Genomic DNA, 13165 nt, shown 5'->3' with positions numbered 1-13165 from the left:
TATGGATTTGTCGAGATTTTACAAATAATTTTTTATCAAATGGTGAAAAACGGCAAGGAGGATTTATACATAATGGTAAAGCGAGGCCGAATAATCGCCTTCTTCTTACTTGTGCTATTACTGGCAGGTACGATGGGAGGGACAGCTAAGAACATACTCGATAACATTAAATTAGGTCTGGATCTCCAGGGCGGGTTCGAGGTTCTGTATGAAGTAAAACCCCTGAAGAAAGGACAGGAAATAACCAAAGAGACAGTCTCGAATACAGCCGATGCACTGGACAAGCGTATCAATGTCCTTGGTGTCAGTGAACCAAATATCCAAATAGAGGACGGAGATCGAATCCGCGTCCAACTGGCTGGTGTAGAGGATCAAAACCAGGCGAGGGAGATACTGTCGACTGAGGCAAACCTCTCTTTCCGCGACGTGGATGATAAGCTGCGCCTGGACGGATCGGACCTTGTATCCGGAGCTGCTAAGCAAACGTTTGATGAACAGAATAACCCGATCGTTTCTTTAAAGCTGAAGGATCGTGAAAAGTTCTATCAATTGACGAAGGATATTCTTGCAATGGCTCCCCAGAATCAGCTGGTAATCTGGCTTGATTATGAAGAGGGAAAAGATTCTTATAAAGCAGAAGCTGGGAAAGAAGATCCTAAATTCTTATCAGCGCCTGCAGTCAGCAAGCCGATCAACTCCGATGAAGTTATCATCGAGGGCAGTTTCACAGTTGAAGAAGCACAGAATCTTGCCTCGCTGTTGAACGCAGGGGCGCTTCCCGTTAAATTGGATGAAGTGTATTCAACTTCCGTCGGAGCCCAGTTCGGTCAGCAGGCACTTGATAAAACGGTGCTGGCAGGGATTGTCGGGGTCGCGATCATTTTCTTATTCATGATTGCGTACTACCGCTTCCCGGGACTGATCGCAACAATTACATTGTCAGTCTATCTATATCTGGTATTGTTTATCTTTGACATGATGAATGGGGTATTGACGCTTCCGGGAATAGCAGCCATCATTCTCGGGGTCGGTATGGCTGTCGATGCCAATATCATCACGTATGAACGGATCAAAGAGGAAATGAAGGTCGGGAAACCGATCCGCTCTGCTTTCCAGGCCGGGAATAAATCATCGTTCCTGACAATCCTGGATGCAAATGTCACGACCATTCTGGCAGCTGCCGTATTGTTCATGTACGGTACAAGCTCTGTTAAAGGTTTTGCCACTATGCTGATCGTCAGTATTCTGACAAGCTTCATCACTGCTGTATGGGGCTCCCGCCTTCTGCTCAGCCTGTGGGTTAACAGCAGGATATTCAATAAAAAGCCAGGCTGGTTCGGAGTCAAACAAAGTGAGATCAAGGATCTTGCCGAGAACTATGATACGCTTGATCTGCCTACTAAATTCGACAAGATTGATTTCGCGAAACAGCGGAAGAAATTCTTTGCCTTTTCGGGTATTTTGCTTACATCAGGCATCATCATATTGGCCATTTTCCGCTTGAATCTGGGTATTGACTTTGAAAGTGGCACCAGGATGCAAATCCTTGCAGATGAAAGCCTGAAAACAGAAGAAGTGAAAAACGAATTGGAAGAGTTGAATCTCTCTTCTGATAACATCGTCATTTCCGGGGATGATCAGAATGTTGCAGTTGTACGATATACAGATGATTTGAATAAAGATCAAATAGCGAAGCTGAAAGATCACTTTAACGGGCTTTATGGAGCCGAGCCGAGCATCAGTACTGTATCACCTGTTATAGGGAAAGAGCTTGCGAAGAATGCGATGATCGCGGTGGCCATTGCCTCTGTCGGCATCATCATTTACGTCACTTTCCGCTTTGAGTGGAGAATGGGACTTGCTTCCGTACTTGCATTGGTACATGATGCATTCTTTATCATCGCTTTCTTCAGTTTGACGAGACTTGAAGTGGACATTACATTTATTGCTGCAGTTTTGACCATTGTAGGTTATTCGATCAATGATACAATCGTAACCTTTGACCGTATAAGGGAAAATCTTCATAAAAAGCGCCGCTTGAAGACGGTTGAAGATATTGAAGATGTAGTGAATAAGAGTCTTCGCCAAACGATGGGCCGTTCAGTGAATACAGTATTGACAGTCGTCATTGCTGTCATCGCACTACTGATTTTCGGCAGTCCGTCTATCCTGAATTTCTCTATTGCATTATTGGTAGGACTGATTGCGGGTACTTATTCTTCCGTGTTCATCGCGGCACAGTTGTGGCTGGTTATGAAGAAAAAGGAACTGAAGAAAAAAGGTACGATCAAAACGGTGAAAGAAAAGAAGAAGTGGTCGGACGAACCACAAGTTTAATTAATATAAAAGGTCAGGTCCAGGGAGAGTTCCCTGGACCTGATCTTTTTGCTAAGTTTCATCAACAAGTGAATTTCCAAAGTGTCGCGTTTTTTTACAGTGTTGGGTTACAATAGTAGAAGTAGGTGAAGGAGGTTTCTTCATGAATCCTGAAGACCGTTTTAAAAAAGCTGAATTCGCTGCCATAGTTGGAATCGTTGGGAACATTTTCCTTGCTCTCATCAAATGGGGAGCAGGAGTTGCCGGAAACAGCCGCGCCCTGATAGCGGATGCCGTCCATTCTGCTTCGGATGTAGCAGGTTCATTGGCAGTGTTCATCGGTTTGCGTGCAGCTAAACAGCCTCCAGACCATGATCACCCCTATGGTCATGGGAAGGCAGAATCAATCGCAGCGATCATTGTTGCCGTATTATTATTCCTGGTGGGTATTGAAATAGGTAAGTCATCCATTGAATCTTTTTTTCATCCGTTGTCTCCTCCCGGCATGATCGCAGTTTATGCCGTGATATTTTCCATAATCGTTAAAGAAGCGATGTTTCAATATAAATACCGTCTGGGTAAAAGGTTAAAGAGTGATGCATTGATCGTCAACGCATTCGAGCACCGCTCCGATGTCTTTTCTTCGATAGCTGCACTTATCGGGATATCGGCTTCCATCATTGGCGGAAAATTAGAAATAGGCTGGCTGGTTTACGCAGACCCGGTCGCAGGGCTGCTTGTCGCACTACTTGTCCTTAAAATGGCTTGGTATCTGGGAAAGGAATCCATACATAACACACTGGATCATGTGCTTCACGAAGAGGATATCGTACCTCTCAGGAAAATTGTTGAATCAGTGACAGAAGTAAAAGAGATCAACGAATTACATGCAAGGGAGCATGGGCATTATGTGATTATTGATTTAAAGATCAGTGTTGACCCATTTATGACAGTTGAAGACGGGCATCGCGTAGGAAAAGCCGTCAAAGAGAAACTGATGGAAGAATCGAATGTAAATGACGTATTTGTACATATCAACCCATATAATCCAGCAGATAGTGTTTCAGGGAATTCGGTTGATTTAATGTAGGAGGGATAATATGAAATTTCAATGGACGTTGCTGCTAGGCATATCTTTTGCATTGATCGTCGCAGTCTTTGCTGTCATAAATGTTGATTCGGTAACGGTCAATTATTTATTCGGTCAGGCAGAATGGCCGCTTATCCTGGTTATACTCGGCTCTGTCCTGATGGGCGGCATGATTATCGGGTCTGTAGGTTTGTTCAGATTATATGTTGTTCAGCGGAAAGTGAAAGCACTCGAGAAAGAGAACATTCTTTTAAAGGAGCAGGCAGAAAAAACGCATACAGACAAAAAGAAAAACACACCCCTTAAAAAGCACGCTCCCGATTCAATCGGAGAAACCGGGGAATGAATAAATCCCAGCGGCAGATGCCGCTGGGATTTATTTATATGAATGATTTAAGACTGGTGTTATTACGATTCAGCCCATTTCTCTTAATTGAATAGGAAGATTTCTCATTACAATACCCCGCCGAGATTGAAACACTCTCTTCATTTTTGTATAATAAGTAAGGCTGAGGAGTGAACGTATGTTAAATTCTAAAACACGCTGGGTGATTGCAGAATCTGACCAGAAGAAAATAGAAGAACTTGAAAATGAACTAAAAATACCATCGCTTGTAGCGAAATTATTATTGAACCGGGACTTGAAGGATGTAGAAGAAGCTCGGGCTTTTTTGTTTGATTCGGGTGATTCCTTTCACGACCCATTCTTATTCGATGATATGGAAAAAGCAGTAGGACGAATTCGTGATGCGATACATAATCAGGAAAGAATCCTGATTTTTGGAGATTATGATGCAGATGGTGTGAGCAGTACTTCTGTCATGATGACTGTTCTCCGTGACATCGGTGCACAGGTGGAATTTTACATTCCAAACCGATTCAGTGAAGGCTACGGCCCGAATGAACAAGCATTCCGCTGGGCTAAGGATGAAGGGTTCACACTAATCATCACGGTTGATACCGGTATATCGGCGGTACATGAAGGACAAGTTGCAAAAGAATTGGATATGGATTTAATTATCACAGACCACCATGAACCCGGTCCGGTGCTCCCGGAAGCACATTCGATCATACACCCTAAAATAGAAGGTTCCCGTTATCCTTTTGAAGAACTTGCAGGGGTAGGGGTCGCATTTAAGCTTGCTCATGCTTTGTACGGTGAACTTCCGGTTCATCTTCTTGACCTTGCCGCAATCGGAACGATTGCTGATTTGGTGCCTCTTCGTGGAGAGAATCGGATACTTGCCAAACGAGGGATCGCCAAGCTGCGCACGACAGAACGAAAAGGCATCAAGGCACTATGCAAGGTGGCCAATGCCAAGCAGCTGGAAATGACCGAAGAATCGATCGGCTTCATGATCGCCCCCCGCATCAATGCGGTCGGCCGTCTCGGTGACGCTGATCCTGCAGTTGATTTGATGCTGACAGAAGATGATGAAGAAGCAAAAGCACTGGCTGAAGAAATCGACTCCATCAACAAAGAAAGACAGGCCATCGTCAACACGATGACTCAGGAAGCCATTGAGTTGGTAGAGAAAGAATTTCCTCTAGCTGAAAACTCTGTACTCGTAATTGGAAAAGAAGGCTGGAATTCAGGAGTCGTAGGGATTGTCGCTTCAAGATTAGTTGATAAATTCTATCGTCCCACCATTGTTCTAAGCTTTGATCCAGGTAAAGGAATAGCAAAAGGATCTGCAAGAAGTATCGCTGGGTTTGATTTATTTAAAAGTTTATCCAAATGCCGTGACATTCTTCCGCATTTCGGCGGCCATCCTATGGCTGCCGGAATGACATTGGAACTCGATCATGTAGAGGATCTCCGGAATAGACTGAATGAAATTGCAGATGATGAATTGAAAGAAGAAGACTTTATTCCCGTCACTGTTCTGGATGCAGCTGTCAATATGGAGGAAATCACGATTGATTCGATCGAAAAGCTCGGACTCCTGGCTCCTTATGGGATGCAGAATCCCAAACCAAAGTGGGTTATAGAAAATGTTTCGATCGATCATTACAAAAAAATCGGGTCGAATCAAAATCATCTGAAAGTGGTCCTCGGTGATGAAGTGAATAAATTGGATGGTGTGGGCTTCGGATTGGGAGAACTCGCTGACCATATCACTCCGTTTACAGATGCATCAATCATTGGTGAATTTTCGATCAATGAATGGAATAATCGGAAAAAGCCACAGATCTTCCTGCACGACATCAAAATTGAAAAATGGCAGCTATTTGATGTTCGGGGAATCAAACAAGTAGATAAATGGGAAAAACAGGTTCCTGTAGAGAACAAAATGGTGTTCTGCTTTCATCCTTCCACACTGGAAAAGATGAATATGAAAAACCGGGAGGATATCCTGCTGGTAGAAGATGCCGGCACCCTCCGTGATGTACAGATTGAAGGGGCAAGCATCGTGCTTCTCGATCTCCCCGCCTCCAGGGAACAAGTAAAAGCCATTGTTGGAAAAGGACTGCCGCACCGTATTTATGCGCACTTCTTTCAGGATGAAGATCATTTCTTCAGTACCATGCCCACACGCGATCACTTCAAATGGTATTATGCATTTCTATCAAAGCGGGGTTCATTCGACTTAAATAAGCACGGCAGCGAGCTTGCCAAATACAAAGGCTGGTCGAAAGAAACAATTGAATTTATGTCACAGGTGTTTTTTGAATTGAAGTTTGTTACAATAGTGAATGGATTTATTTCTCTTAATCCCGTTAAAACCAAGAAAGACCTATCAGAGTCTTTGGCGTATCAGAAGAAACAACAGCAATATGAACTTGAAAATGAGTTGTTATACTCTTCTTACACTGAGTTAAAGGCTTGGTTTGATGCGAGGATGAAAGAGTCCGTTACATTTGAGGAGGAAGTAGAAGCATGGACTTAAAACAATATGTTACAATCGTTGAAAACTGGCCAAAAGAAGGAATTAAATTCAAAGATATCACAACATTGATGGACAATGGTGATGCTTATAGATATGCTACTGACCAAATCGTAGAATACGCCAAAGAGAAAGAAATCGATCTTGTTGTTGGACCTGAAGCAAGAGGATTCATCATCGGCTGTCCTGTAGCATACGCTTTGGGTGTAGGATTTGCACCGGTCCGTAAACCGGGTAAACTGCCTCGGGAAACGATCCAAAAGGAGTACGGCTTAGAGTACGGAAAAGATGCGCTGACAATTCATAAGGATGCAATCAAGCCCGGGCAGAGAGTGCTGATCACAGATGACCTCCTTGCAACAGGCGGGACCATCGAAGCAACGATCAAACTTGTAGAAGAATTAGGCGGAATTGTCGCAGGAGCAGCCTTCCTCATCGAACTCACTTATCTGGACGGCCGTGATAAGCTTGAAGGATATGACGTCCTCACACTTATGCAATACTAAGTTTATATTCTTTCAACAGCGTCAATACTACACATTAACGAATCATAAGGGACTGGCATTGCGAAATGTCAGCCCTTTTTTATATATTTGGTTAATTATTGAACTGTTTTTAGATAAAGATTAAGGGTTTTTTGCAGCTATCTCATTGATAATAAAATGGGGATTAGTAGATTCTTAATGCAGTTAGATTTTTAGTCGTTTCAGCTGTTGATTGGAGTGGAAGTCGGAGGTTGCTGCGGGAGAAGTGACCGATGCGGGCCTTGTCCAGCTACGGGGCTTAACCTTATGCCACCCGCCTCTGAACAAAACGCCTCAGCTTTTCTACCCGCAGGTTCGACTGCGGCGAGGGGGCTCACGGGTCAGCCGCAGAAAGCGAAGTCTTCCACAGAAATCATCAGCGCTATTTATAAATCAATATAAATATGTGCAATAAATCGACCTTATTCGACAAACTTTGATGAATTCTGAGAATTTTACTCTAAACACTTTACAGAACCCTATTATTTATTTGATAATAGTAACAATCATTAAAATGAAACAGCACTGAAAATCTTTTAATATAAAGGTGATTTTGATCATGTCCAAAGATCAAGTACTAACCCCTGAACAGGTTATTGATAGAACAAGAGAATATCTGAATGACGAGCATGTGAATATGGTGCAGAAAGCGTACGATTTCGCAAAGGAAGCTCACAAGGAACAATACCGGAAGTCCGGTGAACCATATATCATTCACCCCATTCAAGTCGCCGGTATTTTAGCAGACCTGGAAATGGATCCGTCCACTGTCGCAGCCGGGTTTCTTCATGATGTAGTGGAAGATACCGACATCACGCTAGCTGAGATTGAAGATTCATTCAATGCGGAAGTGGCCATGCTCGTGGATGGGGTTACAAAGCTTGGTAAAATCAAATATAAATCTCAGGAAGAACAGCAGGCTGAAAATCACCGGAAAATGTTTGTTGCTATGGCTCAGGACATAAGGGTCATTCTGATCAAGCTCTCCGACCGTCTTCATAATATGAGGACACTGAAGCACCTGCCTCAGGAAAAACAAAGAAGGATTGCCAATGAAACGCTCGAAATCTTCGCCCCCCTTGCCCATCGATTAGGGATATCAAAGATTAAATGGGAGCTCGAGGATACATCTTTGAGGTATTTAAATCCTCAGCAATACTACCGTATCGTCAACTTGATGAAGAAAAAACGAGCAGAACGTGAAGAGTATTTGGATGACGTTGTGAATGAAGTGAAAGACCGCCTTGGGGATGTACAAATCGAGGCGGAAATCTCAGGACGGCCGAAGCATATTTACAGCATCTACCGGAAGATGGCTCTTCAGAATAAGCAGTTCAATGAAATTTATGATCTTCTTGCCGTCAGGGTCGTGGTAGGCAGCATCAAAGATTGCTATGCTGTTCTCGGGATTATCCATACTTGCTGGAAGCCCATGCCCGGCCGGTTCAAGGATTATATTGCAATGCCTAAACCAAATATGTATCAATCCCTTCATACAACAGTCATCGGCCCAAAGGGGGATCCGCTTGAAGTACAAATAAGGACCCTGGATATGCATCAGATCGCCGAGTACGGTGTGGCGGCTCACTGGGCATATAAAGAAGGCAAAAGTTTCGATGATAAAATTTCATTCGAGAAGAAGTTATCGTGGTTCAGGGAAATCCTCGAATTCCAGAATGAATCGGCCAATGCTGAGGAGTTCATGGAGTCTCTTAAGATCGACCTGTTTTCCGATATGGTGTTTGTGTTCACACCAAAGGGTGATGTCCTCGAACTGCCTTCGGGATCCGTACCGATTGATTTCTCATACCGTATCCATTCGGAAATCGGTAATAAAACGATCGGTGCTAAAGTGAACGGGAAGATGGTGACACTCGATTACAAACTAAAGACGGGTGACATCATTGAGATTCTTACATCCAAACATTCCTACGGGCCGAGTCAGGACTGGCTTAAACTTGCCCAGACTTCTCAGGCGAAGAATAAAATAAAGCAGTTCTTCAAGAAACAGAGAAGAGAAGAAAATATTGAAAAAGGCCGCGATCTGGTTGAAAAAGAAATCAAAAATCAAGACTTTGACCTGAAAGAGATCCTGACTTCTGAAAATATTAAACGTGTATCTGAGAAGTTCAATTTCTCCAATGAAGATGATATGTATGCCGCTGTCGGCTACAATGGCATCACGGCTGCACAAATTGCCAACCGTCTTACAGAAAAGGACCGCCGTAAGCGTGAACAGGAAGACAAGCTAGAAGAAACAATGAAGGAATTGAATACCCAGCCTGTTAAACGGAAAAAGGATGCCGGGGTTCGAGTGAAGGGGATCGACAACCTGCTCATCAGGTTATCTCGATGCTGCAGCCCGGTGCCGGGGGATGAAATCGTCGGGTTCATCACGAAAGGCCGCGGGGTTTCTGTCCATCGGGCGGATTGTACGAATGTACAGACCGAAGAAGTGGAACAGCGCCTCATTCCGGTCTCCTGGGAAGGCGACGGACAGGATCGCAAGGAATATAACGTCGACATCGAAATATCAGGCTATGACCGGAGAGGTCTCTTGAATGAAGTATTACAAGTAGTAAATGAAACAAAGACAAATATCACTGCCGTAAGCGGCAAGTCAGATCGAAATAAAATGGCAACCATCAATATGTCCATATCGATACAAAATATCTCCCACCTTCATAAAGTGGTGGAAAGAATCAAACAGATATCTGATGTGTATGCTGTTCGCAGAATCATGAACTAGGGGAGGATTCTCTTATGAAAGTCGTATTGCAGAGGAGCAAAGAAGCCTCCGTGACTGTAGGGGAAGAAGTGACCGGCCAGATTCAATCAGGATTCGTTCTTCTTGTTGGTATAACCCATGGGGATACAGAGGAAGACGCCGCCTATTTAGCTGATAAAGTGGTGAATCTCAGAATATTTGAAGATGAATATGGAAAAATGAACCATTCATTGCAGGATGTAAAAGGAGAGATCCTATCCATTTCTCAGTTCACTTTATACGGAGACTGCCGTAAAGGAAGAAGGCCGAATTTCATGGAAGCCGCAAAACCTGATCAGGCACTTCAACTATATGAATTCTTCAATAAGGTGCTAAGAGATAAAGGCGTCAAGGTAGAGACGGGTGTGTTCGGGGAAATGATGGATGTCAAATTGACTAACGACGGGCCGGTTACACTCATCCTCGAAAGTAAATGATGATATGAAAAAGCTGTCCCTTCATAATGGGGCAGCTTTTTCATTTGCCAAATCATCAGTTTGAAAAATAGTCATTCAATCCATGGTAAACGGCTGTCGCAGCCAGGTCCTGAAAATGATGAGAAGCCAAGTTTGCTTCTTCGGCAGAATTACTTAAAAATCCTAATTCGAGGAGGATGGCAGCCTGTTTATTTTCACGGATGACATGGTAATCTCCTGTACGTACGCCCCTGTCCCTTGAAGGCAGCCTGCCTGCAAGGCTCTCATGAACATCATACGCCAGGTCCTTTTGATTGCTTCGGTAATAATAAGTAGTATGGCCAGCGACACTGCTGTCATAAATACTGTCAAAGTGGATGGATATATAGGCATCTGAATCATAATAATGTGAAAGTGATACACGTGAAGGCAATGATACATATTCATCGTTTTTCCTGGTCATTATGACTTCGGCCCCTGCGCTTTTAAGCTTATCTGCCAGTAGTTGTGCCGTTTTCATTGTTAACAGTTTTTCAAGTGTCCCCCTTGTACCGATTGTACCGCTGTCACGTCCCCCATGTCCCGGGTCAATGGTGATGACTTTGTTCCTTATGCCTCCGTTTGTGTTTCTTGAAGGGGAAGAATCGGAGCCGTTGCTTGTCCGGATGGAGACAATCCATCCTGCAACATAGGCGGTACTGCCATCCTTTAATCCGATTTCATACCAGTCGCCTTTTTTTCCTGTGATAGAGAAGGTTTCTCCGCTTTTCGCCCTTTTGACGACTTCAGACTGTACATCAGCACTGCTTCTGATATTTGTCCCATTATGGAGGATGGTAACTTTCTCACCTGCAGCATGCGTAGTGGAAGTGGATTTCTTTTGCTCGCCGGAAACGGTCTTTTGTACAAACCAGCCCGCTATCCATCCGGATTTGCCGCTCTTTAGCTTGATTTCAATCCAGTTATTACGTTCTGTCAATATTGGAAACTTCTCACCTTTAGAAACCTTCCCGACGATGCTCCCGTTTAAAGAAGCCTCACTTCTGACATTGAGTGAATTCACCGTAATCATCCCAGTGAATTCTGTTGAGGTGGAAGGAACTTCTACCGGTGTGCTTGTTAATTCGACGTAATTGTCTGAAATCCAAGCTTTCGCCTTTCCAAACTGAATTTCATACCACCCAGTAACGCTTCCGGTGATCGATACAGGGTTACCTCTATGAACAGCTCCAGTGATGGGGCTGTTCAGCGTTGCGGATTTTCTGACATTCAACGTACCCGCTGTAATGACTCCCTGCTTCGCTTCCTTTTTTGGGGAAGAAGTAGCAGCACTGGATTGTGTGCCCAGATTAATATAGTCCTTGTGGACCCACCCGTTTGCATTCCCGGTTTGTACAGCCAGCCAGCTGCCGCTCACTTCAGAGGTTGACACTTTGTCCCCTTTGTTTAGAACAGTGACGACCGGGTCGGACGTGCTCGGACCTTTTCTTAACCGGAGCCCATTGGTGTTGACTGTTCCCTGCTGTCCGGTTTCATCGGCAGATTCTGTGGTTTCGCGGCTCACAAGCCAATTTGCCACCCAGCCTTCTCCTTTCTCGGTGGATATCCTGTACCAGTCTTTCCTGGATTCCACAATACTGAAGGTTTGGTTTCTATGTACCTGGGTCAGGACAGGATAGCTGAGACCGGGTCCTGTACGTACATTGACCGTGGCTGTACTGATGGATACTTTACCTTCTTCTGCATGAACATAAGGAACAGTCATTGGCTGGAAAGGAAAAATGAATATGATTGCCAGTAGGACTGTGGTTATTCTTTTGATCGCTTTCACCACCCTTTGCTGATTTATCGTACTCTTATACTATCGGAAATTTTCCCGAAACTTTTATTCCAACGGCACTTTTCGTATTTTTAAGAAGTGTCTCTCAGGAAAATTCCCATTACTGTCTTTAAATACGATAAAAAAATTAAAATTCCTCTTAAACGAAAGAAAAATGGGTAATTGGAAATGATAGTAGAAAGGAATGTGTTGAAAGGATGATCTGGATGAGGTCGAGTGATAAAAATTTTATGAATGCTAATGGAGAGAATCAATTATACGGAGTGGATTTTCACCATTTTGTAGAGCGTGAGAAAGATGCTCTAAACGTTGAGCTTGCTTCTGAATTCGGTCTATCCTTAAGGGAAGTCAAATTATTGAAGAAGAAAATGGAGAGATCCTGATAAAAATTTCGTTCTGCCTCTTGACATGAACTTGCGCCGTACGTATCATTATAGAAATAAAATAACATTTAATAAAACTGATGATCGAGAATAGTAACTGAGCAACCACTTGGATAAGAGAGGAAATGCCGCGGCTGAAAGCATTCTGCAAAGTGACTTGGTGAATGAACACTCGGGGAGGTTTCGCTCTGAACGACTTTTTTAGTAGGAGATGAACGTACCAGGCGTTAACTGGGTGAGTGGAAGTCTTATTGACTTCAATTAGGGTGGCACCACGGGAATAAAAGCTCTCGTCCCTTGTATTATTACAAGGGATCGAGGGCTTTTTTTATTTTACATAAATTAGTTTTTTGAAGGAGGAATTCAACTTGTCCATTCAAATACCAAGAGGGACACAGGATATATTGCCTGGCGAGGTGGAAAAGTGGCAGTACGTAGAGGAAGTGGCGAAGAAGCTATGTCATGCCTATCAATATAAAGAAATTCGCACGCCGATCTTCGAATCAAGTGAGCTGTTTACAAGGGGAGTCGGAGATACGACGGACATTGTCCAAAAGGAAATGTATATGTTCGAAGACAGGGGAGGAAGAAGTCTGGCATTACGTCCAGAAGGAACGGCATCCGTCGTTAGATCCTTTGTCGGCAATAAGATGTTCGGGAACCCGGGTCAGCCCGTTAAGCTCTTCTACTCAGGACCGATGTTCCGTTATGAACGTCCCCAGGCAGGCCGCTACCGCCAGTTCGTTCAGTTCGGTGTCGAAGCATTGGGGAGCCAGGATCCGGCCATTGATGCTGAAGTTCTGTCGCTCGCGATGGGCATTTACAAGGAATTAGGTTTAAAACAGTTAAAGCTTGTCATCAACAGTCTTGGGGATTCCGGAAGCAGAAATGCACACAGGGAGGCCCTGATCAATCACTTTAAGCCAAGGATAGGTGAGTTC

At 43.9% G+C, this 13165-nt stretch carries 10 protein-coding genes and 1 other annotated feature; of the genes, 9 read left to right on the top strand and 1 reads right to left on the bottom strand.

All coding sequences use genetic code 11. The annotated features are described in order from the left end of the window. Window positions 1-72 precede the first annotated feature (72 nt). The 7 genes from secDF to dtd all read left to right on the top strand — a co-directional run bounded on the left by secDF (window position 73) and on the right by dtd (window position 10022). Window positions 73-2337: a protein translocase subunit SecDF gene (secDF, locus tag HP456_RS11995; RefSeq protein WP_172251361.1), complete on the top strand. Its 2265-nt coding sequence runs from the start codon at window positions 73-75 to the stop codon at window positions 2335-2337. A 142-nt stretch (window positions 2338-2479) separates the two neighbouring features. Further along, window positions 2480-3406 (top strand): cation diffusion facilitator family transporter, encoded by a 927-nt coding sequence (locus tag HP456_RS11990; RefSeq protein WP_172251359.1) that lies wholly within the window; start codon window positions 2480-2482, stop codon window positions 3404-3406. 10 nt (window positions 3407-3416) lie between these two features. Then, window positions 3417-3752: a LapA family protein gene (locus tag HP456_RS11985; protein WP_172251357.1), complete on the top strand. Its 336-nt coding sequence runs from the start codon at window positions 3417-3419 to the stop codon at window positions 3750-3752. 178 nt (window positions 3753-3930) lie between these two features. Then, the gene (recJ, locus tag HP456_RS11980) at window positions 3931-6297 is read left to right on the top strand and encodes a single-stranded-DNA-specific exonuclease RecJ (protein WP_172251355.1); all 2367 of its coding nucleotides are present in this window, start codon (window positions 3931-3933) and stop codon (window positions 6295-6297) included. Beyond that, window positions 6288-6800 (top strand): adenine phosphoribosyltransferase, encoded by a 513-nt coding sequence (locus HP456_RS11975; RefSeq protein WP_172251353.1) that lies wholly within the window; start codon window positions 6288-6290, stop codon window positions 6798-6800. Before recJ ends, HP456_RS11975 begins: the two co-directional genes overlap by 10 nt. Window positions 6801-7377: 577 nt before the next feature. After that, window positions 7378-9567: a RelA/SpoT family protein gene (locus tag HP456_RS11970; RefSeq protein WP_172251351.1), complete on the top strand. Its 2190-nt coding sequence runs from the start codon at window positions 7378-7380 to the stop codon at window positions 9565-9567. Between the two features lie 14 nt (window positions 9568-9581). Continuing rightward, the gene (gene dtd, locus HP456_RS11965) at window positions 9582-10022 is read left to right on the top strand and encodes a D-aminoacyl-tRNA deacylase (RefSeq protein ID WP_172251349.1); all 441 of its coding nucleotides are present in this window, start codon (window positions 9582-9584) and stop codon (window positions 10020-10022) included. A gap of 55 nt (window positions 10023-10077) precedes the next feature. Here the strand turns inward: dtd and HP456_RS11960 are convergent, their stop codons facing one another. Next, window positions 10078-11832 (bottom strand): N-acetylmuramoyl-L-alanine amidase family protein, encoded by a 1755-nt coding sequence (locus tag HP456_RS11960; RefSeq protein ID WP_172251347.1) that lies wholly within the window; start codon window positions 11830-11832, stop codon window positions 10078-10080. A 215-nt stretch (window positions 11833-12047) separates the two neighbouring features. Between HP456_RS11960 and HP456_RS11955 the strand changes: the two genes are divergently transcribed. Continuing rightward, a complete protein-coding gene (locus HP456_RS11955) occupies window positions 12048-12224 on the top strand; it encodes an RNA polymerase subunit sigma-70 (RefSeq protein WP_172251345.1) in 177 nt (58 codons plus the stop codon). Between the two features lie 71 nt (window positions 12225-12295). Then, window positions 12296-12525, top strand: a binding site (T-box leader). Between the two features lie 67 nt (window positions 12526-12592). Beyond that, window positions 12593-13165 (top strand): ATP phosphoribosyltransferase regulatory subunit (locus HP456_RS11950; RefSeq protein ID WP_172251343.1); only part of this gene is annotated, 573 nt, incomplete at its 3' end.

It is taken from the genome of Bacillus haikouensis (genome assembly GCF_013179555.1).
Classification (GTDB): Bacteria; Bacillota; Bacilli; order Bacillales; family Bacillaceae_B; genus Rossellomorea; species Rossellomorea haikouensis_A.
The sequence above is the reverse complement of the archived record's forward strand: the minus strand, read 5'-3'. Positions and strand labels throughout refer to the sequence as shown.